Here is a 25,332-nt window from a genome sequence, read left to right on the forward strand (position 1 = left end):
ACCATCATGATTGGTGGCTTCGGAACTGCAGGACAACCCGCAGAACTCATCGATGGTCTGATTGAACTCGGTATCAAAGACCTTGTTATTGTGAATAACAATGCAGGCAATGGTGACTATGGTCTTGCCAAACTCCTAAAAACAGGTGCAGTCCGTAAAATCATATGTTCTTTCCCTCGTCAATCTGATTCATGGGTGTTCGATGAACTTTACCATGCAGGCAAGATTGAATTAGAACTCGTGCCACAAGGCAATCTCGCTTGCCGTATCCAAGCCGCAGGTATGGGCTTAGGTGCTGTATTTACGCCGACAGGCTTTGGAACATTATTGGCAGAAGGCAAAGAAACCCGTCATATCGAGGGGAAAGACTATGTGCTTGAATACCCAATTAAGGCTGACTTTGCCTTGATCAAAGCCTACAAAGGCGATCGTTGGGGCAATCTGGTTTTCAATAAATCGGCACGTAACTTTGGACCTATTATGGCGATGGCTGCTGATGTCACGATTGCTCAAGTTTCTGAAGTGGTTGAACTCGGTCAGCTTGATCCTGAACACATTATTACCCCAGGGATTTTTGTTCAGCATGTGGTTGCTGTTGAAGCAGCATCACCTGTCACTGCGCAATAAGGAGAATAACAATGAGCTATCAAAAACTCAGCCGTGACCAAATTGCAGAACGTGTTGCACAAGATATTCCTGATGGTGCCTATGTCAATTTAGGCATTGGTTTACCCACCAAGATTTCGAACTACTTACCTGCGGATAAAGATGTCTTTCTACATTCTGAAAATGGTTTATTGGCATTTGGCCCAGCACCAGCCAAAGGTGAAGAAGACCCTGAACTGATTAATGCAGGTAAAGAATATGTGACCATGCTCACAGGTGGAAGCTTTTTCCATCACGGTGATTCCTTTGCCATGATGCGTGGTGGTCATTTAGATATTGCAGTTTTAGGCGCTTTCCAAGTCGCAGCCAACGGTGACCTTGCCAATTGGCATACAGGTGCTGCCGATGCGATTCCTGCTGTGGGTGGTGCAATGGATTTGGCCGTGGGTGCAAAGAAAGTCTTTATCACCACCGACCATGTCACCAAACAAGGCGAACCAAAGATTGTTGAAGCGCTTTCTTATCCAGCAACCGGTTTGAAATGTGTCGATCGTATCTATACCGATCTGTGTGTGATTGATGTGACCAAAGACGGTTTAACAGTGATTGAGAAAGTAGATGGTCTGAGTTTTGAAGAACTACAGGCGTTGACGGGTGCTCAATTGATTGATGCGACACAAGGATAATGAATCTCCCCTAACCCCTCTTTAAAAAGAGGGGAACTCCTCCCTTTATTAAAGGGAGGTTGGGAGGGATTTTAGATAAAGGGAAAAATATGAAAAACGCTTATATCATTGATGCGATTCGCACTCCATTCGGACGTTATGCAGGTGGTTTAGCCCCTGTACGTGCGGATGACCTTGGGGCAGTTCCGATTCAAGCCTTAATACAACGAAATCCAACCGTGGATTGGCAACAAGTGGATGATGTGATCTATGGTTGTGCCAATCAAGCAGGTGAAGACAATCGTAATGTCGGTCGTATGTCCGCTCTACTCGCAGGCTTGCCATATCAAGTCCCTGCAACCACAGTGAACCGTCTTTGTGGTTCATCCTTAGATGCGATTGCGATGGCAGCGCGTGCGATTAAAGCAGGTGAAGCAAATCTGATCATTGCAGGTGGTGTCGAGAGTATGAGCCGTGCGCCCTATGTCATGGGTAAGTCTGACAGTGCTTTTGGTCGTAGCCAAAAAATTGAAGACACCACCATGGGTTGGCGTTTTATCAATCCAAAGCTGAAAGAACTGTATGGTGTAGAGACCATGCCACAGACTGCGGAGAACGTGGCAGAGCAATTTAATATCAATCGTATTGATCAAGACCAGTTTGCCTTGGTGAGCCAACAACGGACAGCAGCAGCGCAAGCCAAAGGCTTTTTTAAACACGAAATCGTTGCTGTCAGCATTCCACAACATAAAGGTGACGCGATCGTTGTAGATACGGATGAACATCCACGTGCATCCACCACCATTGAAGCATTAACGAAACTCAAAGGTGTTGTGAAGGCAGAAGGTACGGTCACAGCAGGCAATGCCTCAGGCATTAACGATGGTGCGGCAGCGCTATTGATCGCTTCAGATGAAGCAGTTGCTCAATACCAACTGAAGCCACGTGCCAAAATTATTGCGGCAACCACGGTGGGTGTTGAACCACGCATTATGGGTTTTGCACCTGCGCCTGCAATCAAAAAGTTACTGAAACAGGCCAATCTGACATTAGAACAAATGGATGTGATTGAGTTAAATGAAGCTTTTGCAGCTCAAGCTTTAGCGGTAACCCGTGATTTAGGTTTAGCGGATGATGATGCACGTATCAATCCAAATGGTGGTGCGATTGCTTTAGGTCATCCACTCGGTGCCTCAGGTGCGAGATTAGTGACGACAGCTTTGAACCAACTTGAACAGATTCAAGGACAATATGCGTTGTGTTCGATGTGCATTGGTGTGGGGCAAGGCATCGCTCTCATTATTCAACGGGTGGAGCAAGATTAAGGAATACGATATGCTAATTTTTCAATCAAAAGATGTGAATATTAATTATCAAACATTTGGTGATCCAAACTCCCCTGCTCTGGTGTTCTCAAATTCACTTGGAACAAACTACGGCATGTGGCAAAAGCAGTTTAATTATTTTAAAGATCGCTTTTTTGTTATCTGCTATGACACTCGGGGTCACGGTTCATCCTCTACTCCAACTGGTCCTTACACTTTGCCGCAGTTAGGTGAAGATGTGATTGCATTACTTGATCATTTGAAAATTGAAAAAGCCGCCTTCTGTGGAATCTCGATGGGAGGAATCACAGGACAATGGTTAGCCATTCATTATCCTGAACGTTTTAGCCATGTCATTATTGCCAATAGCGCAGCAAAAATTGGACAGGAACAAGCATGGTTAGATCGTGCCAAACTAGTCCGTGAGCAAGGTTTAGAACCTATTGCTGCAACCGCAGCATCTCGTTGGTTTACAGATCTCTTTATCCAAAGTCATCCTACAGTTATAAATAACCTATGTAACGACTTAAGTGCTGGCAGCGCAGCAGGTTATGCAAATTGTTGTGAGGCTTTGGCTAAAGCGGATGTCCGTGCAGAGTTAAAACATATTTCTATTCCCACCTTGATTATAGTGGGGATACAAGATCAAGTAACTACTGTTGGAGATGCAAAATTAATGCTACTAAATATTCCAGATGCTCAGTTAGTAGAAATTAATGCCTCTCATATTTCAAATATTGAGCGAGAAAATGACTTTAATAAGCTAATCGATCAATTTATATAAAATAACTTTCAAAATAAAAGCAGAGTTTTAATACTCTGCTTTTTGTCGTTTAAAATTTTTAATAAAAATAAAAAATAATAATACCTTAATGACATAAACATATATCAATTAAGTTTTTGACTATAAGCATATAAAAACATAACTTAAATACTAAATAACACTACGCTTCACAAATTGGAGGTGAAGAATGTACATGGAAAAACTCAACATTAACGAAACAATTGATAATGCCAAATTCAATCTATTCCACTGGAAAGTTTTAATTTGGTGCTTATTAATTATTATATTTGATGGTTATGATCTCGTTATTTATGGTGTTGCTTTACCATTATTAATGCAACAGTGGTCTTTAACAGCAGTTCAGGCAGGTTTACTCGCGAGTGCAGCATTATTCGGTATGATGTTTGGCGCGATGATTTTTGGCACGCTCTCAGATCGATTAGGACGCAAAAAAACAATCATGATTTGTGTAAGCTTATTTAGTGGCTTTACATTTATCGGTGCATTTGCAAATAATCCTGTAGAGTTTGCAATTCTACGTTTTATTGCAGGTCTAGGTATTGGCGGCGTAATGCCAAATGTTGTTGCCTTAATGACCGAATATGCGCCTAAAAAAATTCGCAGTACTTTAGTCGCAATTATGTTCAGTGGGTATGCCATAGGTGGAATGACATCTGCATTGTTAGGTGCTTGGTTAGTCAAAGATATGGGCTGGCAAATCATGTTCCTGATCGCAGGTATTCCCTTGTTATTATTACCGATTATATGGAAATTCTTGCCAGAATCCTTAGCATTCCTCATCAAGTCTAAGAATAATCAACAAGCAGAACAGATTATTGCAAAACTCAATCCCAACACCGAAATTAACTCAAAAACACAGCTCATCTTTAATGAAAATATCCATACGGAAGCCCCTGTCCGAGCACTATTCCAAGATGGTAGAAGTTTTAGCACTTTTATGTTTTGGATCTCATTCTTCATGTGCTTACTTATGGTGTATGCATTAGGGAGCTGGTTACCAAAACTCATGCTACAAGCGGGTTATTCACTAGGTGCAAGCATGTTATTCCTCTTTGCATTAAATATTGGTGGCATGATTGGTGCAATTGGAGGCGGAGTTTTAGCAGACAAATTCCATTTAAAACCAGTAATTACCGCCATGTTTATCATCGGTGCAGCGTCATTGATTTTATTAGGTTTCAATAGCCCTCAATTTATTCTCTACAGCTTAATTGCACTTGCTGGTGCAGCAACAATTGGTTCTCAAATCCTTCTTTATACTTTTGTCGCACAGTTTTATCCAACTACAGTCCGTTCAACTGGAATGGGCTGGGCATCAGGGGTTGGTCGAATCGGAGCGATTATTGGACCAGTACTTACAGGTGCATTACTCACTTTTGAATTACCTCATCAAATGAATTTTCTAGCAATCGCAATACCAGGCGTGATTGCAGCTTTAGCAATTTTCCTAGTGAATCTAAGGGTCTCCGTGAGTGCTAGTGAACAAACCCAAAGCGCTGTTCAATCTCAAGAACCAATTCGCCAGCAATAATACTTGTTGCGCCTAGGACTGGGCGCAACCCACATTGGAAATGGATTATGAAAAATATCTCTTGCTTTAAATTAAATAACCTTACTTTATCGGCCTTTTTATTCATGTTTAGTTTTACAAGTACATCTGCTTTTTCTGAAGATTCTACAGCTAAAGATGAATGGAAATTTACCTTAAAAAACGCCTACATTAATCGAGATTTTGAAAATCAAAATTTAAAAGATACTGGTAGTTGGTCTCAAGCCGCATCGCTATTTTATAAGTCTAAAATGTTAGAGACCCCACTCAATATTGCAGATCAACCATTAACGGTAGGTCTAGATGCTTCTATTCAATATGCTGTTCGTTTAAGCTCAGATAAACACATTGCAGATACCGTTTTGCCTTTTGATAAAGAAAAGCAATCGCAAGCACCTGACTATTTAAAACATGGCGCGACACTTAAACTTGGATACGATAAATTCTTACTAAGTATTGGTGAATTATGGTTAGATTTACCTGTTACAGCAGTTGATACAAGTCGTCAGCTTTTAACTTCCTATTGGGGTACAAATCTTAAATCAGAATTAACTGATCAACTTTACGCAGAAATAGGTCGTGTTGAAAAAGTATCCCCTCGCAATGAAGAAGATTTTAGAAAATTTTCTTTTACTTCAAATGGAAAGACAGAATACTCGGATGGCTTAAATTATATTGATTTACGTTATCAGTTCTCCCCTGATTTAAAGGGAGAATATTATTATGGCAACATGGAGGATTTATATAATAAAAATTACTTGGGTTTGGAACATAATTTTAAAGGTAAAAATTATGTACTTAATTCAAAATTTAAATATTTTAATGCTCAAGCAGATGGAAATAATTTTAATATTGATGCACAAAATATTGGCTTATTAGAAACATTGAAAGTAAACAATCATACTTTCGGTTTAGGCTATCAGCAAATTATTGGTGAATCTGCCTATCCATTACCAGATGGTTTTCTTCCTGAAACATATTTCATTAATTGGAATGCGACAGGTTTTTTCAAAAAAGATGAAAAATCATATCATTTTATTTATGGTTATAATTTCAAAGATTACATCCCTGGGTTTAATGCCGCTGTAAAATATGTTTATGGTGATAGTTTTGAAACGACTGATAGCAAAAAAAACCATGAAAGTGAGTCAAATATTATTCTAAACTATAATTTTCAACAGCCCCATCTTAAAGGTTTAGCATTACAATATATTCGTATTGATTATGATGTAAAGCATGGAAATGACTTTGGTGAAGATCGTTTATTTGTAAACTATAGTAAGAAATTTTAAAAATTAAGATCATGATACCCAAATAAATTTTTAAATTAGATTATGATTATCTCTTTTGGAAAGAAATCTCGATGAATAGAGATTTCTTTATTATTTAAATGTTAGATGAAGTGCAATAAAGATTAATTTATTGGAAGGAAGCAAGATAAGCTAGCATTTTAAATCTGACCAACCAAAGTCAATGTTGCACAAATGAATACATATAAACTGATTCAAGCTATAATTTATAGATTAGCAACCCTAATGTAAGATATATCGTAACAATAATTGGCCAAACTAGAATAAAACACTGATCAGCCATGAAAATATCACAATGTAGTGTGACTGCAAAATAAGTGATATACATCACTATTTCTAATAGCTAACCAAAGAAACTTTCTCCTTAATAGCTATTTCTTAATTCACCACAGGATTCCTTTTTGTTAATTCTCTTCAATTTGCTAAGATGGCAATCTTAAAGAACCATGCTAATTTCCCACATACTATTGACTGAAGTTCGACATAAAAGGGTTCTCTAACAGGTATACTTTTTCCTTGGATTAAGTCAAATTGACTCATTATTAGACTTGTTATAGCTTGGTTTATTTTCAATTTTAAGGACTTATACGCATGAACAGCGCTGAAATCATGGCTGACTTATCTTCCCACACCCCAATGATGCAGAAATATCTTTACATTGATTTATAAAATAATTTTTTAACAAAATCTTAAAACCTACACAATAACCTACACTTTTTCAAAATCATAAAATAAAAATACTATAAGCATGTAAAGTCCTGAAATTTCTTGTTATCACTAACATGTACTCCGCATAACCAGAAGCATTTACTAAATATTATTTCTATAACCCACTTGTCGTATCACGCTAAACTCACTACTAGCTGGGATTGGATTGGCAATCGATCTGTATATTTCTAATGCCTGATTAATCTTAGCAACTTTCTGTCTTAACTCAGTAGATAAGAAATGCTCTGACTGCTGTAATGCAACCCATCCTGCTTGTACTTGTTCATTTTGATTGCCTTGCAATTTTGCTTCCAACCAGTGTTGCAAGCAATGTCCATGAAGATAGACTTCAAACTGATAAGCGATAAAAGTCATAGACAAAGCCAGATTCTGTTGATTCTGCTTTAACTTTTCTTTGACTTCTTCAAAAGAAGATAAGTTTTGATTGACCCGATAATCTAATAGTTCATTTTTAAACCATTGTGCAAATTCTATGAGTTGTGATACAACACAATCCCTTTGGCTACATAATTTTTCACGATTTAAAGCATTCGCACCTGTTGAGCCTGCCACGCCACCTATATAAGCACCTAAACCACCTGCAACAGCGATTCCCACTGGTCCTGCTAATATTCCACCGATAGTACCAAGAATCATCTTTCCTGCCACTGCTCCACCTGCTATTGCAGCAGTTTCTTTACCAATATTTTCAAGATATTGTTTGGAACTAGTTTGTCCTGTATCAAAATCCTGATAATTACGATATGTTGCCAATCCTAAAGTAATAAATGGAATAGGTAAAAAGTCTGCCATACTATCGAATTGATCGATTTGTTCCAAACTTTCGTGCATGGTTTGATTAACATGAGCATGGCTTAGTCCAGAATCAATAAATACATTAGGATGATTACCTAGCGAATCAGTAAGCTCCTGATTTACAATCACTGGAATATCAGGATTTTTTTCAATATGTTGCAGTACATAATCACTACTTAATGTATTTTTAACCTGCATTGCCTGACCATCTACAATTAGGTCAAAGCCCGCTTGATTGGCTTTATCTGGAAACTCTACTGTATGTCCTTGCTGTGTTAAGTTATAGGCAACTTGCTGTTCGGCAACATAACCACTCAATCGGGTCATTGCCCCTGCACTGCCTAGGGTCGCTCCTGCAATATCCTGTAATGTTATAAATTGTTCGGGCTGTCCTTTTGATGCAAACATAAGTGCATTTAAAACTGTAGAATCTATTTGAGCATAGCTCCATAGCAAACCCGCCGAATACGCTACCGAAGCAGTTGCAATAGATGCTATTACGCCTCTATCTGATAAAATCTTTTCAAGAGTGTCTTGTGCTGTTTTATCTCTGTCTAAATGTTGGCTAATTTCATAATGGGTTAATAGTATAGGGGCATTCGCAATAATGCCTTTACTATAAGGAATTTCAGACTCTCTTCCACCAAATACATTACCAATAGATTTTCCAACGTGGTTTAAACTTCGCCCCATATCTGCAAAGATATTGGTACATTCTCCACGCTTTGCAATAATATCATCTGGTAAAATCAGGGTGACAGCTTTATATTTCAGTAAGTTATAGCGTTCCTGAGTTGATGATGTATTAAGCAAAAAATATAAAGCCATTTGTGCATCGGTACATTCACCATTATAGTGATTATTTCGAGATAGAATACATTCTGAAAAATCCAATATATCTTCCGATGTCAGTGATTCTTGTTGTTGTAAAATCCACTGATACTCCCAAATAGCATCCGACCAAAGTTGATTATTTTTACAATCCTGTGCCAAAGCAAGTGCATTATTTACACAAGGTTTTAAGATTTTAAATTTTCTTAAAATAGTTGTCTTTAGCGAATTATTTTTGCAATCTTTTAATCGTTCAATATATTTTTCGATTTGGTATTGCGTTGGATTTTGTTCAAAATATTTTAAGGTATAATTTACACATTGCTCATACCAATAATAATTTAAGGATTTTTTGATATAGGCAGGAATTAAATCATGAATAATAATGTCAATCAGTCGCTTACTGCATTCCACATCACTGTTATTTTGATGTGGGAAATGCCATTCAGTTGGTACAGTCACCGTTAGTAATCGTTTAAAGAACCCTGTATTAAAGTCAGGATTCTGCATCGTAAGCAGCATTAACTTATGTTCAGCAGAAAGTGTATGTCTTTGTTGTTCAACTTGATTTAAACGCGCTATTAATACTCTAGTTTCTAGCATTATCTATCCTTGAAGATTATTAATTCTAAAAAAACAAAAACTACTGACCGCTACGAACGGCCCGAACATAGTACTTGTTATTCTTATTGTAGTAAGTCGAGTAGCCATTGTTGAAGTACACGTCCCACGCATAGTTACTATTGCAGGCATAAGGCGAACCCGACCAATATCCTCCCCATTCAACTTTCACAGGTTGAAATAAAACACCTTGAGGACAAGCATAGCCTTGTTTATCTTTAATCATTAAGGTCTTTAATTCGTCTCTACTAGGTAATCGCCAATCCTTATAACCCGCAAGTCTAAAATCTTTACAAGCACCTTTAGAACTCTCCCAATTCAATGTTTTGGCTTCACCAATACATTGCCCATTTTTCCATTCTTGCCCAATACTAATCCTTGCCCACATTAAACCTGTTTTAGGGTCAATCCATACGCCTTGCTCTAACTCATTATTTGAATGAATTGTTTGAGTTTTAGGGCGTTGCGATGATTGAACATTTTCCGTTTTTGTATTTTCAATTTTTTGTCTTAACTGCTCAATTTCTTGACGATATTTATTTTCTCTACGTTCTAAATCTGCAATTTTTTTATTCAATTGCTCATTATTTTTTTGAGTGAGTTTATTAATCTCTTGCTGATATTGCTGTTTGTTTTGTGCCATTTGCTGTTCAGATTTTTTTTGTAACTGTTCAGACTGGCGTAGTTGTTCCTGTAAAACATCTAATCTCTGATCAAAAGTATTGGTTTTAGCTATTAAGTGTAAAAAATGTTCTATTGCAGCTAGTTCTGCACTTGAACTAAAAAAGTCAGGCAATGAATTGTTTTTCATGATTTAACCTATTCTAAATATTACGAACAGGACGAACATGACGATAATTGCAATAAACATCAACACCTGAATGGAAATTATAGAAATTTAAATAGGCATATTTCTCGCCAATTTGTGTGCTTGACCAATACCACCCACTTGTAACGGGAGCTGGATTAAATAGTATGTGTCTACCACACTGATAATTTTTACCACTTTCATCAATAAGTGTTTTTAATTCTTCGATAGTCGGTAAACGCCAATCTTTATACCCCGCTAATCGAAAAAGTTGACAAGATTTTTTAGCATCTGCTAAATTTAATTCCATTGCTCTACCTAAACACCTTCCACTTTCCCACTCTTGACCAATACTAACTCTTGCCCACATTAGACTTGTTTTAGAGTCCGTCCATACGCCTTTTTCTAATTCTGTGGCTGAATTAATTGATTGTTTTTTAGATGGCTGAGATTCTGTTGGCTTCACTATATTAGTCTTGTCATTTTGTTGTTTTAACTTTTGTTTTAATTCATCAATTTCCTGACGATATCTAATTTCTAAAGTTTCTAAATCAGCATTTTTTTTATCAAACTGCTTATTATATTTTTGCGTTAACTTTTTAATCTCATCTTGATATTGTTGCTTGTCTTTTGTGATTCGCTGTTCAGACTGGCGTAGTTGTTCCTGTAAAACATCTAATCTCTGATCAAAAATATTGGTTTTAGCTATTAAGTGTAAAAAATGTTCTATTGCAGCTAGTTCTGCACTTGAACTAAAAAAGTCAGGCAATGAATTGTTTTTCATGATTTATCCTATTTTACTATTACGAACTGCACGTATCAGGCCATCAAATTGCAAATGGTTATAAGTAATAATAATCCCTTTATCGAAGTCTACCCCCTGTATACCGCTATATTGAGTTGAGGAACTTGACCAATAAAATCCTAACTTACTACCAGATTGAGATAAAATATTTTCATTTACATACCCCTTTCTATTTGCACTCATGAGCGTTGCCAATTCATTTATAGTTGGCAGCCTCCAATCATTATAACCAGCTAATTTTAACGTTTCACAAAGATGAGAACCTTTTCGCCAATCAATCCATTTAGGGCTTCCTACAATTTTGTTGTTTTTCCATTCTTGCCCAATACTAATCCTTGCCCACATTAAGCCTGTTTTTGGGTCTGTCCATACACCTTGCTCTAACTCATTATTTGAATGAATTGTTTGAGTTTTAGGGCGTTGCGATGATTGAACATTTTCCGTTTTTGTATTTTCAACTTGTTGCTTAATTTTTTGTCTTAACTGATCAATTTCTTGACGATATTTATTTTCTCTACTTTCTAAATCTGCAATCTTGGTATTAAACTGCTGTTTTAAGCTTTTAATATCTTGCTGATATGTACTTTCTTTTCGCTCTAAATCTGCAATTTTTGTACTAAATTTCAGTGTTAAACTTTTAATATCTTGCTCATATCTTTTTTCTTTTTGTACTAAGTTAAAGATAGTTTCTTGCAACTGATGATTATCTTGTTCTGTTTGGCTTAAATTTGCCTGTAAAACATCTAACATTTGATCAAAGGTATTGGTCTTTACCATTAACTGTAAAAAATGGTCTATAGCACTAAATTCTGTACTTGAACTAAAAAAGTCAGACAATGTGTTATTTTTCATATTTTAGTCCTTTTAAGTAGTGCGAACTGCTCGAACGTAGTAATCATTAGTTTTAGAATAACTACCTGCACTACCACCCCCAAAATATACTATCCATGCAAAATGATGATGAAAATCACATTCAGTAATTGACCAATATGAACCATCTATACGATTTTTGGGTTGGAATAAAGTATTATTCGGACAAGTATAGCCACTCACTGCTTTCTTCATAAGAGTTTCTAGTTCATCTATGGTTGGTAATCTCCAATCATTACAATCTGCTAATCGGAAATGCCTACATGCTATTTGTGCAGTAGTCCAGTTCATAAATTTCGCATCACCTATACATTGCCCATTATTCCATTCTTGCCCAATACTAATACGAGCCCACATTAAGCCTGTTTTTGGGTCTGTCCATACGCCTTGCTCTAACTCATTATTTGAACTTATTGTTTTATTTATCGATGAATTAGGACGTTTCACTAACTCAACATCTGACTTAAGTTTCTTTGCAATCATAGCTCCATCAATGATTTTCTTCTTTATAACTACTTGGGGTACAGTTGTATTTGTTATTTTAGCTGTTTTAGCGGTGTCTATACTATTCTGTTTTAATTTTTGAATTTCCAAATGATAAATATTTTCTTTCTTTTCTAAGGCGACAATTTTTGCATTAAGCAATTCAATATTTTGAGTGCGCTTTTCTAACCTCCGCTCAAAAGTATTATTTTTAACCATCAATTGCATAAACTGGTCGATAACCATGAGTTCACTTGCACTCAATAATTCTGCCAGTAATTTAGTTTGCTTATCCATGACGTTACCCAAGATATTCTATTTGATGCTGATAATGGTCTTGATAACGGCTTTCTAATATAGATAGCTTTAATAAAGTCGCAATAAATTTATCCAAATGTAAAGTTTGCATCTGTTGTTCAATTACTTGTGTCACTAAATCAAATGATATAGCTATACTCATCGTTTCTACTGCCTGTAAATAAACAGGTTTTATCATAGTAGATAAATAATCTTGTAAATCTATAATTTCAGTTGAAACTTGAGCAATTGCCTGCTGCATGAATTGAATATATTGCCAAAAAGCCTGATAAACGATGGATAAATTATCTAACCAATATTGATTCCACCACTGTGCTAAAGGATGTTCTTCACTTAATTGTTGTAACTGAACTAAAGATTTGAATTCATCAACATTTTGTACTTGTATCTGTTTAAGCCAACGCTCAGTTAAACGCTGTATCATTTCTGATGATGATAATCCACGTAATCGAGTCATATTCATATTTTGAATAAACTGTCCCTCTAAACAGGCAAAACTAAGAATTTTCTGTATTTTTCGTAAGCTAGCAATCTGCTTTATTAACACAGGACGAATATCCCAATCATTTGACCAGTTTATAATTTGTTCTGCATAACCTTGTTGAAATTCAAACTTTTCTGTCCCAATCGGTTTTAATAATTCTTGCCAGAAATTTTCTCTAAACTTTTGAATCTCTTGATCAGACATTTCAGCAAAATCTAAAGCCGTAATATTAAGCATTAAATTTTCAGGCTCAAAGTACAAATCTTGCCACTGTTGCAAAATCCGATCTCGCATCCGTTGAGATAATCGCTGTTGGCTATCTTTTTGACAATGTGTAATGATGATATGTAAATGAGCTTTGCCTGTTAAAAACATTGCATCGCCCAAAGCTTCTAGAAAATTTTCCAATCGTGCTTTATTAATTTCACCATCTAAACGATTCGCATGACAAACATAGATAATTGCAAGATTATGTTCACCAACAAAATATTGATGTGCATCCTGTTCGGCAAGATCATCCTCACCAGAGTTCCACCCTGGAGTATCAATTAAGAACAGTTTTTTCGGCTGATTGTCATCTGAATAACCATCACCTTTTGCTAGAATAAAACGTGATTCATTAATCAATAATCTTAACCTATAGTCATCAGGATTATATTGGCTGACTTCAGCTCTTGATGGAAATTGTGTAAGCTCTTCTACAATCACTGCATCATCTAAATCTTCACTTTTTTCAATTAGAAATAGTTGATTATTTTGACCATAACTAATTTCGAGTTGTAATCGAGTTTGTGCTTCTAATGAGCTAATAGGAGAATATTGTTGTGGAATCTGATTAGCTAAGATTTCACGAATTACCCTAGTCTTTCCCGCCGAATATTCACCCACAACACGAGCAGTTAATACACCATCTGCAATTTCAGTTTGGGTGCTACCCATTTTTTCTGAAAAATCGAATAAACTTTCCGTGACGATTTGTGTTTTCTCAAAATTCATAGCATTATCCATCATACTAGTTCTTCATTTAGCTTGACTAATACCACTCTAAGTTGAGCTTCTTCATCTTGTAAGTTACGCAGCTTTTGCTCCTTTTGTAATGGTAGTTGATTGATTTGCTGCTCAATATTTGTCATTTCTTCAATTCTAGTGGCGAGTTGTTCATGAATTACCGTTTCCCAATAACCTTTTATATATTGTTGTATATGCTGTTCAATTCCTTGGCTTTGATGATCAAATTGAGTAAGCCATTGCCGTACAGCACGTTCATAGTAAGTTTGTAAAATTTTTGCTTGTTGCTGCTCTTGCTCTCGTTGAGCCTGAACCTGTTGTTCTTTGAGTTCATTTTCCAACTGAACTATACGCTGCTCAATGCGTAAAATCTCTTTTTGCTTTTGTTCTAAAGCTATCTGCTCCAATTGATGTGAGGTAATTAAATCCTGTTTACGTATCAAGTCATCATGTAAATTTTGAATATCAGCATTAATTTTCTGTGCTTGTGCTGTAACTTGTGCTTGAATTTCGGGATCTGGCTTTAAAATAATCTGTGAGGGATTATTTAATAATCCGCCTAGTTTTTCCGTCCATGTCGCTATCGAGAGTAAATTCAAAATCTGGCCTGCCGTCGATGGTGGCATTTTTTCTACAGTCTTTTTTGCCACTCTCGCCGTTTTCTGAACTGTATGTACAGTTTTTATTGCTGTCTCACTTAATTTGGCTAATTTACCTACCTTGGTCACTGCTGCGGCTGGTAAAAATAATAATGCCCAGTCAATCACCTCACCTATCGCCCGACCAGCATCCGAACCAGATGTGTCATAAATTCTTTCTTCAATATTTGGGATGTATTGATTAAGAACATCCTGCCTATACCGACTTAGATCTCCAATTTGTTCCTCAAGTTGTTTTAACTCGGTATCTGAAAATACTTTATCAGATGAGATAGTTTGCCCTACCTCATTCTTATTCTTAGCAAACTCTTGCTTTAATTGATAAAGCACCGCACTTTGTAAAAAATCTTGCTCATCTATTTGTGGTAATTCTGGTAATCTTAAATTTAGATCATTAATCGTATTTTCAGGCAAATTAATTTGCCCGAATTTTTGCATTGCTTGCTGAACAGCTTGAATAAGCTCTGCTTGAATCAATCGTATAGCCTGTGAACCTTGGTTAATAAATATTTCCCATTGTTCAGGGGTCACTTTTAATTCATTTAGCACCACACGCAAATTATTTTTTTTTCTTTGAAAAATATCTATTATCAGTCGTTGTAAATCATGTTGTTGCTGCTCTTGCTGTTGATATAAATCTTTTTTTATATCAATAATTTTTTCTTTTTTCTGTAAAAATAATTGGTGTAATGTTTGGCTCTGCTGCTCATCCAAAAGTTGATTGGCTTGTTGCTGTTCCTGATTATGGCCTAAAATATTCTCGAGACGAGGGCGTAACTCAGCAAATAAACGTTTAGTCCTAATAATATTGACTTGTTCTTTTGCTTGGTTGATAAAATCTAGAATCAGTTCGTGATTTAATCCATTACTATGACTACAGATTAATGGTACATCATAACCAGTTGCAATTTTGATCTGTTCCGACCATTTATCCAAATCAGGTTTTTTCTCACCTAAGCTCACCGCAGTTTCAACTTCATCCCAACGATTAACCAATACCAAAACATGCTTGCCATATGAGCGAATCAGCTTAATTGCATCAATATCCGAAGATGATGCTCCACGGGGAGCAAGCAAGTATAAAATTGCATCTGCTTGCTGGATTTGAGCAATTGTATAAGCCTGATGTTTCTCTGAAATTGACCCAAACCCAGGTAAGTCTATGATTTTTAAACATTTCAACCAATCCTGAGGTAAAGATAACATAGCATATTTTGCATTATCAGGTGCAATGGTTGTCACTTTGCAAAACTGTTCACGGTCTAGCTCTACACTACTTTGGTTAGTATAAATCAGTTGTATATCCTGCTTTTCAGCATACTGAATCAAGGTCGGTAATGCAGTGGCTTCTTCCTGTGCAGTAAACAACCAACGCTCACCTAATAAACTATTTAAGAGGCTAGTTTTCCCAACTGAAAACGCTCCGACCAATGCCAAAGTTAAATTTTGCCCTTGGTCATTAAAACTTTGCCAAATATCCTGTACCAAACCCTGATGCCGCTCAGGAAGTTCATCTATCATGTCTTGAATATGCTGATGTGCTGTCATGTCTTTTTCTCACAGGATTTAATAACTACTTTCCAAAGCATCGTGTGTCATGGAAATTAAAGATTTCGTTTTAGACAAACCTTGTTGTAGATCAACTCTACGAGCATCTATTTTGGCTTGTCCTTGCACAATTAAATCCTGTACTTGTTTTCGTTGCATCAATTTTGCATTTAATGGTTCTTCCAATTGCTCTTTGACTTGGCGTTGCAACAAATTCAACTGCTCATCAAAAACCTGTTGAATATGAGGTTGTACCTGCTCTTGTAATTGACGGATAAATCGAACTAAAACACCTGATGTATTGTGTAATAACTGTTGATGTGTGTCTTCAATCAATTGCTGACGACTGGCATTCATTTGGTCTTCAATACGTTTACGCTGACGCTCAACTTTTGCAACTTCTTGTTCATACTTTTGTTGAATACGCTCAGCACTCATACGTTTACGTCCTTTATCCTCCTCCTCTTTTTGAACTTTTTCTAGAAAAGCTTCTTTATTTGCAATCGCTCGCTGGGTTTCCTTATATTCTGTTTCCCATTTCAAAACATTGCTTTCATCATAATCAATATAATTTACCTGTTTGGTAAAGCCCATCCATCCAAAAATCCCCCAACTTGGTTCAGTACGTGAACGTGTGATTTGCTGAGCTTGTGGTCTCCCGCCTAAACTTGTTCTTGCTCGCTCTGCACGTAACAATGAATTTTTTGCATTCTCCAAAGCCATTGGACTAGCTTGGCTATTTACAATATCATGCTCAAGTTTTTCAATTTCCTGTCTTTTTTGCAAAATCTCTTGCTCAAGTTTTGCTTGCTCGGAGAAATAACTATTGATTTCACTAAAATCAACATCAAAACTCAAATCTAAGCTTGGTAAACTAAAATTAATGCCTGAAATACTTTGTTTTAAATGTGCGGCATGTTCTTCTAACTCTTTTGCATAATCCGCTCTTAAATCTGCTAACTGTGCATCGATATCTTTACTTTGCCGCTTCATAGTACTATTTACCTCTACAACTGCAATTTCATATTGCTGTTGTAATTGGCTTGGAAGTTGAATGTTCCGACTTCCTTTAACAATTTGACCCTCTACATATCGTACAGTCACCTGACTTTCAATATCCGCCTGTAAATCCTCTAAAGGCGAAATCAATTTCTCTTTTAAATCAGCAATTAAATATGTTGCTACCCGATGATGCTCTGTCCGTGCATTATCGTTAGTAATCTTAAGCTCTTGCTGTAAATTTTTGATTTCTAAATCAAGTTTTTCACTTTCTCGCTGTCTTTCAGCAATAGTCTGGCTGGAGTTTAACTGTTGTAATTCTTCTTGAATAAACTCACTTAATTCTGTCTGAATCGAAACCAAAGTACGTAAAGGCTTTTTATAAATTTCATCTAATGCTTCACCTGTTGAGAGCATATCACTGATTCTTTTTGATAATATACTAATATTAGAACGTTCTCTTTTATCCTGTTCCTTGGACAATGCCCACGCCGCACTTACTCCAATAAGATGTTCATTATTGGTCATTACATCTAAATCTTGCTCAGAAATATCAAATAAGTTTTTTCTAAAATTATTTTTTACATGTTGATATTTCTGTGACTCTCGTTCTGCTAATGACTTTTGTTGGTCAAATGGATCCTGTGGTTCGAGAACACTATCCCACATATTTACTACTGTCAGAAATTTATTAAAATTTTTACGAATAGTACCCGATAAAAACTGCCATTCTGTTGCATTACCACCCAATTGTTGTGTACTTTGCACCCAAATTGCAATATGAGCTTCATCAATCGCTCTATGGGTAATACCCTCATGATATTCAACTACGGATTGCAATCCTGGCGTATCAATCAATACAAGCCCCTGATCTAACAATGGATGTGAAGTAAAAATTTCAATACGATCAAGTTGTTGTCTAGCACTTGCATGAGTCGTATCTAATTCTGTACTCCATTTTTCCAAAGTATCAGTGTCATTTTCTAACCATTCAATATCTTGTATATTTCCATCTTGAAAATGGATACGAATAAAACGATGCTCTACACCTTCTGGCAATCTCCGTACAAACGTATTGATTGCTGTAGTTGCTTCTTGAGCTGACCGCAATAATAAAATGTTAAGTAAAGCATTAACTAAAGTAGATTTCCCTCGAGAGAACTCACCAATCACAACCAATTTAACTTCTTCACCAGACTCTAATGATTTTTGTATATCATCAAACTTCTGTGTAATATGAGTCAGTTCTTGTTGTCCAAATTGCTGAAATAATACTTCTGTTTGATCTAAATAATTCACTGCATCCTGAATTTTTTCTTTACGGATCTGCAATCCTTCATTAAGGTAGTTCACTACTAACCATACTCCAAAAAATACTTATTTTTTAAATAGCTATCTAATATAGCATACCATCTGTTATATATTTTTTACAAATGAAACCAGACTTAATCCAATCAATAGTTACTAGAAATTTTGAAATACTTTTACTTAAAATTACTTCTATGATTTCTATCATTCACAACAATCTAAATCACCTATTTGACTCACTCAATGAGTCAAATATACACTACAATCTACTCACTCCTCTTTGTTCTATCAAGGAATGACCATCATGTATGATGACTGGATTTGGAAACACCCCAACTGGACAGTCTTTACGTGGAAAGATGAAAAGATTCTTCCTCTTACCAGACACATTCATCAAAAAATCGGCATCTTGCTCGGGCAAAGTCAGCATAACCCTGAAAAAGAACACCTTATCCTAGACAACCTGATTGCTAATCTTGTTTCATCTTCAGCGATTGAAAATGAAACTCTGAATGTTTATTCGCTGCGTTCATCTCTCGCAAAACGTCTAGGTGTCTCGCTGGAGTACCCCTATCCAAGCTCAGAGCGTTCAGATGGTCTAGCCAATATCGTGCTAGATGCCTTAAATAATTTTGAACAAGGCCTATCTACTGAAAGATTATTTCGGTGGCACCAATGGCTATTTAATGAAACTGACTGGACAATGCAGCGTATTCGTATTGGTCAATTACGTGGACATGAACCTATGCAGGTTGTATCTGGACGGATGGACTACCCTACTGTGCATTTTGAAGCTCCACCACGAGATGGTTTAGAGCAACGTTTAGATGAATTTATCCAGTGGTTTAATAACAGCAGAACCAATACCCTGCTTGACCCACTGATTCGAGCTGGAATAACTCACCTGTGGTTTGTGACACTCCACCCTTTTGATGATGGTAATGGACGTATTACACGTACACTGACTGACTTAGCTTTAGCTCAAATGGATCAACAAAGTATTCGTCTATATGCGATGTCACCTGTCATTTTAAATAAGCGTAAGAGTTATTATGAAATTCTTGAAGCCACTCAAAAAAGTGATTCTGATATTACAGCATGGTTAGTTTGGTTTTTACAGGCACTCAATGAAAGCCTTGAGCAGACATTAAAGAGTATTGAAAGGACACTTCTAAAAAGTACATTTTGGCAGTTTTTTCCAGAAGTAGATTTACATGAGGGACAGCGAAAGATTTTAAATCGACTGCTTGATGGTGGGGAGAATGGTTTTGAGCATGGGATAAGTGCATCCCAATATCAGAAAGTAGCGAAAGTCAGTCGAGCGACTGCAACTCGCCATCTCACTAATTTACTAGAAAAAGGCTGTATTGTGAAACTGGAGGGTGGTGGAAGAAATACGAGGTATCAAATTAAAATTTATAACCTCTAGTATATTTCTTTATAAATATTAAAATTATCTCTTCCTTAATAGTGCATATTACAAAATAATAAACACATTCTATAGCAAACCTATAGAATGTGTAAAATTTAATTCAATTGTTTCAATGCTTGATTGCTTGTAGCTCTGATTTGATCGGCAACCTTAACATTTATGTTGTCCTGAATCCATTGTTTTTCTCTATAATCAACATTATGAAGATATAGATGACCAACAACTAACTGTTGTAACAATGAATATACTAATGGATTATTTTCATTCTCTTTTTTAATCTTCTTAATCAAAGATTTTGGCAATTCTTTCTGAATTATCAGTCGTGAATATAAATCAACAAGAAAGTAAGCTGGTGTATCTTTTTGTTCTGTCAATTTTTCTGATATTTCCAATAATTGGCTATGTGCAGTAGACTTGGAAATAAGTTGAATAATATACATACAAATACTAAAACAAATTTGATGTATAATTTTCTCTGCAACTTTTTTTGATTCTTCAGGAGATATTTCTCCTTTATCAGAAACAATTGACTTAATAAACTCTTTTAGATCATTTTCTGTATCTTTAAATATATTCAAATAGAAATTCAAAACTTTAAGGCCGTTATCATATGCAACCATTAGTATGTCACTTAAATCATTTCTATTAATTGAAGAGTGTCTATTTTTTGCTATCTGACCAAGGACTTCGATGCTTCTAATTGATGAAGTTGCTTGTTGAAATAAACTAAAATCTATTTTTTCTTCAAGTTCACTTTTTTTAATATCTAATTCTTTCTCATCAACAGAAAGATCGAACAAATCAGAATTTTCATTCGCATCCTCTATTTTTTCTTTATTCCTATAATAAAGTTCTCGTTGATCCTCAGAATTTTTATCTTCATAAACAACTTTTTGAATTTCTTCTCCTAATAGCCCTTTAAACGCCTTACATTGCTCAAGGTTCATATCAAAAACAGAAATACCATCCATTAAACATATAGCATGATTAAGAATTTCTTGTAAAATATTAGTTGATCTTAAATGATGAACTAAAAAAATTAATATATTAGCTTTATTTTCATTATGCATATTTTTACAAAGTAGAGTAATTTCATCAGCTAATTCAATAGCATTATCGGCCAAGTGTTTAGCACAACAAAAATAATATAAATACTTTTGTGAGAAACGCATTGAATCATCGTCTGGAGTGACAAACACACCCGAACTCAATAAAACTTTTTTAATATCTCTTGGGGCAATATATTTACTAGAATACTCAGCTATAATTTGATTTAATTCTTCATCACAAATTGACTCTAGATTATGAGCATACAAATAATAAGCTAAAAAAGATAAGAAATTTAAAAAACCATCTAAATCATTCGTTAAAGATATATTTGCTTTTTTAAGCATCCCTGTTAGCAATACATAATAGCATTGCCCATATGAAGTTAGCTGATAATTATTATTTGTACTCATATTTTCTAATGTTTGAATAATAGTTAGAATATAAATCGGCCTAGAGTCCATTATATTCTTCTTCATTAAGATATCAAAGTGATTTGCCAGTGTATCTATTTTACCATACATTTCATTATCAGTTTTTAAAACATCTATATCTTCACCAATACTATACCATTTCTTATAAAGCTCATTCCTCTTTGCATATCCAAAGTTTAATATTTCAACCTCTTTAAGTTTATATTTTAAATACTTATTACTATTCATAAAAAAATTGTTTTTATCAACAAAAATAAAAACTTTAAAGAACTTTTCGGTAATTTCACTTAAAAATCTATCTAAAACATTATCTTTTAAACGTTGTTTTGAAAAATTATCAATAAGTAAAATTGTTTTGCTTGAATCCATGGAAAAACTCAAACCGAATCTTTCATTAAAATCTTGTAATATTTGTTTTTCATCTATATTTTTAAGATTTTCTGCATTAACAATAATTGGACTATAACCTTGACATAGATAATCTTTAGCCAATCTTTTCATTAATGTTGTTTTTCCAGACTCTTCATTACCTAGGAAATAAATATAATTATATTTATCTAAAACTTCACCAACTGTCCACTTATATTTTTTAACTGTTAAATTATCATCAACACATTTAATATCAGGATAAACAAAAATATCATCTATTGTTATAAAATCTTTCTTAGAATGTTTTATTGTAACTCCCAGATCATTCAAGTATTTATCAAAAGAAATTAACCCACTAGAATAGCAACTAGATATTGTTAATTCACTTTTTTTTAATATTATTACTAGTCAAACTTTTTAATACCTTTGCTAGTTCATCAGAAATTTCTGTATAAACATCATCTTCATCATCCCACTTAATTACTGGCTTCGCATCTTTCGGTTGACATTTCAAATCATAAAAAATCGTATGAGTCCAGTTACACTTTCTTAAAACTACTGGGAATATATTTGCCTTACCAATTTTTTGCTTATCAAGTGCATATTCTAATTCTTTGTCAATACAATAATCCGAAGCTAAATAATCTGAGCTAATTAAGCAAATAAATATTGTGCTTTGTTCAAGAGCTTCTTGAATTGAATCTTCTAAAGATTGCCCTGTCAAAATATTTCCATCATGCCAAAGTGAAGCGTTAAACCCTTTCAAGACTGGTTTCAAATATTTCAGTAATTTTAACTTGAATTGTTCATCTTCATGACAATAACTAAGAAAGACATTCAAATTTGACACGTTATCCTCATTTTTAATAAATTTTAAATTTCATCTTTTATACACGGACTAACAACAAAAAAAAAGGAACTTATTGCGAATACCACTAATTTTCAGCATAAATTGAATTATTTCAGCCAGCACTCTATTAAATATAAAACCACCAACAAAACTTACGACATAAATTGACGTGCTCAACCAAAAATACCAAAAGATTATTTCAATCAATGATAGACTACTGAAAACTGCATCGACTTTTATACTCATTTCATGAATAGCGTACTTGCGAATATTGATCAGATTCGACAATCATACTCCACACACACTACTTCCCAGCATAAAGCAAGCTTGGGACAATATTTTACGCCTACTGAAATTGCCGTTTTTATGGCATCATTATTTGAGCTTAAAGACAAAGAACGGTACAAAATTTTAGATGCAGGAGCAGGTATCGGTTGCCTAAGTAGTGCTTTACTCCAAAGGATTCAGGACACCTACCCTCATAGCTCTTTTGATGTAACCGCAGTAGAATTAGATAAACAACTCATTACTACACTTCAGCATAATTTAGAAATGTTTAAACCAGCAAAACTTGAAGCATGTAATGAAAACTTTATAGATTTTGCCTATCAAAGTCTTTTGGAAAAAAGACAGTCCTATGACCTGATTATTCTTAACCCACCCTATAAAAAAATTAATGCCAAATCTAAAGAGCGTTTATTATTAGGGAAATTAGGTATTGAGGTCGTCAACCTATATGCTGCTTTCGTTGCCTTATCTTTAGAACTATTGGCAGATCAGGGTGAACTTGTTGTCATTTTACCTCGTAGTTTCTGTAATGGAACTTACTTTAGACCTTTTAGAGAATTCATCTTAGAACGTTCAGCAATTAAAACCATTCATACCTTTGAATCTCGACAAGATGTTTTCCAAGATGAAAGTATCTTGCAAGAAAATATTATTATGCATTTACAGAAAGGCTCCACTCAAGATAGTGACGTGTGTATAAGTCATTCTACTAATTCCAGTTTTAAAAATTTAAAGAAAGAATCTTATCCATTTTCTAAAATTGTATATCCTGCTGATAAGGATAAATTTATTCATATCCCCACTACAGCTCAATCTGATACTCAACTCAACCAGCTATTTTCTTCCAATTTGGAAGAATTAGGTTTACAGGTCTCTACAGGTCCAGTTGTAGATTTCAGGGTTAAAGAGGAATTATGTTTTGATCTTCCTAAAGATCAGCATGTGCCCCTATTTTACCCTAGCCACTTTGATGGTATTTCATCTCTGGTCTGGATAAATCCTCAGCATAAAAAACCTAACGCACTTAGGCTCAATGAACAAACAATGAAAATGGTTTACCAAGCTGGTGACTATTGTATTGTTAGACGTTTTTCACCAAAGGAACAAAAGCATCGTATTGTTGCTCATTTCCTTGATCAAAGTTTATTAACAGATTATTCGTATTTCGCTTTTGAAAACCACCTCAATGTTTTTCATATCAAAAAAGCAGGCTTAAATTCTGAAATTGCACTGGGTTTAACTATTTACCTAAACAGCAATATCGTAGACCAATATTTCCGCCAGTTTAGCGGTCATACACAAATCAATGTCGGTGATCTAAAAAAACTACCCTACCCTAATATTGAACAGTTAAAAATATTGGGCTTATGGGCAAATGAATACAAGCAGATACAGCAAGATCAAATTGATCAGAAAGTCATGGAGTTAGTTCAAAATGTCTGAAAGCCATCAATATATTTCTGATGCAATTTCTATTTTAAAACAATTGGGCTTTCCACCTAAACAGCAACAAGAACGTTCAGCTTTAACTCTCTTGGCTCTTTTAGATTTACAACCTGATGGAAAATGGCAGGATTTAAAAGCTCCGTTGATGGGTGTCACGCCTATCATGGACTGGATGAATTTGAACTATCCAAAGCAATATGCACCAAATTCTCGTGAGACAGTAAGACGACAAACATTACATCAGTTCGTTAGTGCTGGATTGATTCTTTATAATCCAGATGAGCCGAATCGCCCTGTCAACAGTGGAAAAACCGTGTATCAAATTGAGCCCAATGCTAAAGTCTTGTTGCAGAACTTTGGTACAGATCAATGGGAAAGCAACATTGAAAAATATTTAGCAGATCGAGATACGTTGGTTTCTAAATACGCAAAGGAAAGAGAACATTTATTAGTTCCTGTACAGATTGATAGCAATACTGAAATTCTTCTTACACCAGGTTCTCATAGTGAATTAATCAAAAAGATCATTGAAGATTTTGCACCTCGATTTGCACCTAATTCAACACTGATCTATGCTGGCGATACAGGCTCAAAAGTAGGCCATTTCAATGAAACCCTATTAGCAGAGCTAGGAGTAACAATCAACAAACACGGTAAGATGCCAGACGTTGTTTTGTATTTTTCTGAAAAGGATTGGTTGATTCTGATTGAATCAGTCACCAGTCATGGTCCTGTAGATGGCAAACGTCATGAGGAACTGGCTCAGTTATTTGCAAATTCATCCGCTGGTTTAGTGTATGTCACAGCCTTTCCTGATCGTGCAATTATGCGTAAATATTTAGGTGATATTGCATGGGAGACAGAAGTCTGGGTCGCAGATGCCCCAACTCATTTGATTCATTTTAATGGGGTCAGATTTTTAGGACCTTATTAAATGAAC

Annotated in this window: 19 protein-coding genes and 1 pseudogene; 10 read left to right on the top strand and 10 right to left on the bottom strand. The window is 35.3% G+C overall.

Annotated features, from left to right (window positions below; all coding sequences use genetic code 11):
- The 7 genes and pseudogenes from C502_RS18500 to C502_RS19805 all read left to right on the top strand — a co-directional run.
- On the top strand, positions 1 to 627 hold a 627-nt coding region (locus C502_RS18500; RefSeq protein WP_018678979.1), incomplete at its 5' end, for a 3-oxoacid CoA-transferase subunit A.
- 11 nt (positions 628 to 638) lie between these two features.
- Positions 639 to 1,292, top strand: coding sequence for a 3-oxoacid CoA-transferase subunit B (locus C502_RS0117060; RefSeq protein WP_018678162.1), 654 nt, complete (start codon positions 639 to 641; stop codon positions 1,290 to 1,292).
- An 89-nt stretch (positions 1,293 to 1,381) separates the two neighbouring features.
- Entirely contained in the window at positions 1,382 to 2,596 is a 1,215-nt protein-coding gene (gene pcaF, locus C502_RS0117065; RefSeq protein WP_018679997.1) for a 3-oxoadipyl-CoA thiolase, read from the top strand.
- A gap of 10 nt (positions 2,597 to 2,606) precedes the next feature.
- Entirely contained in the window at positions 2,607 to 3,380 is a 774-nt protein-coding gene (gene pcaD, locus C502_RS0117070) for a 3-oxoadipate enol-lactonase (protein WP_018679998.1), read from the top strand.
- A 187-nt stretch (positions 3,381 to 3,567) separates the two neighbouring features.
- Positions 3,568 to 4,932 carry an MFS transporter gene (locus C502_RS0117075; RefSeq protein WP_018679999.1) on the top strand — a complete coding sequence of 455 codons (1,365 nt, stop codon included), beginning with the start codon at positions 3,568 to 3,570 and terminating at the stop codon, positions 4,930 to 4,932.
- 104 nt (positions 4,933 to 5,036) lie between these two features.
- Complete coding sequence (locus C502_RS0117080) at positions 5,037 to 6,242, top strand: OprD family outer membrane porin (protein WP_409360640.1); 1,206 nt, start codon at positions 5,037 to 5,039, stop codon at positions 6,240 to 6,242.
- A 609-nt stretch (positions 6,243 to 6,851) separates the two neighbouring features.
- Positions 6,852 to 6,920: pseudogene (locus tag C502_RS19805) on the top strand (hypothetical protein); the annotation flags it as partial.
- A 150-nt stretch (positions 6,921 to 7,070) separates the two neighbouring features.
- Here C502_RS19805 and C502_RS19200 read toward each other — a convergent pair.
- From C502_RS19200 to C502_RS0117120, 8 genes are read right to left on the bottom strand one after another with little or no spacing between them, the layout of a single operon-like run.
- Positions 7,071 to 9,218, bottom strand: a complete 2,148-nt coding sequence (locus C502_RS19200; RefSeq protein WP_018680001.1) for a hypothetical protein — start codon at positions 9,216 to 9,218, stop codon at positions 7,071 to 7,073.
- Positions 9,219 to 9,258: 40 nt separating this feature from the next.
- Positions 9,259 to 10,047: an Lcl domain-containing protein gene (locus C502_RS0117090; protein ID WP_016163140.1), complete on the bottom strand. Its 789-nt coding sequence runs from the start codon at positions 10,045 to 10,047 to the stop codon at positions 9,259 to 9,261.
- A 13-nt stretch (positions 10,048 to 10,060) separates the two neighbouring features.
- Positions 10,061 to 10,828: an Lcl C-terminal domain-containing protein gene (locus C502_RS18660; RefSeq protein ID WP_016163139.1), complete on the bottom strand. Its 768-nt coding sequence runs from the start codon at positions 10,826 to 10,828 to the stop codon at positions 10,061 to 10,063.
- 3 nt (positions 10,829 to 10,831) lie between these two features.
- Positions 10,832 to 11,701 carry an Lcl domain-containing protein gene (locus C502_RS18665; protein WP_016163138.1) on the bottom strand — a complete coding sequence of 290 codons (870 nt, stop codon included), beginning with the start codon at positions 11,699 to 11,701 and terminating at the stop codon, positions 10,832 to 10,834.
- 12 nt (positions 11,702 to 11,713) lie between these two features.
- Positions 11,714 to 12,499 carry an Lcl C-terminal domain-containing protein gene (locus tag C502_RS18670; RefSeq protein ID WP_016163137.1) on the bottom strand — a complete coding sequence of 262 codons (786 nt, stop codon included), beginning with the start codon at positions 12,497 to 12,499 and terminating at the stop codon, positions 11,714 to 11,716.
- Between the two features lie 4 nt (positions 12,500 to 12,503).
- On the bottom strand, positions 12,504 to 14,000 hold the full coding sequence (locus C502_RS0117110; RefSeq protein WP_016163136.1) for a dynamin family protein: 1,497 nt from the start codon (positions 13,998 to 14,000) through the stop codon (positions 12,504 to 12,506).
- Between the two features lie 11 nt (positions 14,001 to 14,011).
- The gene (locus tag C502_RS0117115; protein WP_018680003.1) at positions 14,012 to 16,219 is read right to left on the bottom strand and encodes a dynamin family protein; all 2,208 of its coding nucleotides are present in this window, start codon (positions 16,217 to 16,219) and stop codon (positions 14,012 to 14,014) included.
- A gap of 18 nt (positions 16,220 to 16,237) precedes the next feature.
- Positions 16,238 to 18,571 (bottom strand): dynamin family protein, encoded by a 2,334-nt coding sequence (locus C502_RS0117120; RefSeq protein WP_016163134.1) that lies wholly within the window; start codon positions 18,569 to 18,571, stop codon positions 16,238 to 16,240.
- A 259-nt stretch (positions 18,572 to 18,830) separates the two neighbouring features.
- Here C502_RS0117120 and C502_RS0117125 point away from each other — a divergent pair, with 259 nt between their 5' ends.
- Positions 18,831 to 19,955, top strand: coding sequence for a Fic family protein (locus C502_RS0117125; RefSeq protein WP_016163133.1), 1,125 nt, complete (start codon positions 18,831 to 18,833; stop codon positions 19,953 to 19,955).
- A 98-nt stretch (positions 19,956 to 20,053) separates the two neighbouring features.
- Here the strand turns inward: C502_RS0117125 and C502_RS0117130 are convergent, their stop codons facing one another.
- Together C502_RS0117130 and C502_RS0117135 are read right to left on the bottom strand one after the other, a co-directional pair.
- Positions 20,054 to 22,138 carry an NACHT domain-containing protein gene (locus C502_RS0117130; protein WP_016163132.1) on the bottom strand — a complete coding sequence of 695 codons (2,085 nt, stop codon included), beginning with the start codon at positions 22,136 to 22,138 and terminating at the stop codon, positions 20,054 to 20,056.
- A 52-nt stretch (positions 22,139 to 22,190) separates the two neighbouring features.
- Positions 22,191 to 22,658, bottom strand: a complete 468-nt coding sequence (locus tag C502_RS0117135) for a toll/interleukin-1 receptor domain-containing protein (RefSeq protein ID WP_016163131.1) — start codon at positions 22,656 to 22,658, stop codon at positions 22,191 to 22,193.
- 249 nt (positions 22,659 to 22,907) lie between these two features.
- On the opposite strand from C502_RS0117135, the gene C502_RS0117140 reads away from it, so the two are divergent.
- Complete coding sequence (locus tag C502_RS0117140; protein ID WP_016163130.1) at positions 22,908 to 24,389, top strand: Eco57I restriction-modification methylase domain-containing protein; 1,482 nt, start codon at positions 22,908 to 22,910, stop codon at positions 24,387 to 24,389.
- Positions 24,382 to 25,326: a BsuBI/PstI family type II restriction endonuclease gene (locus C502_RS0117145; RefSeq protein WP_018680004.1), complete on the top strand. Its 945-nt coding sequence runs from the start codon at positions 24,382 to 24,384 to the stop codon at positions 25,324 to 25,326. The genes C502_RS0117140 and C502_RS0117145 overlap by 8 nt, the downstream gene beginning before the upstream one ends.
- Positions 25,327 to 25,332: the final 6 nt, after the last annotated feature.

This window comes from Acinetobacter tjernbergiae DSM 14971 = CIP 107465, assembly GCF_000374425.1.
Lineage (GTDB): Bacteria > Pseudomonadota > Gammaproteobacteria > Pseudomonadales > Moraxellaceae > Acinetobacter > Acinetobacter tjernbergiae.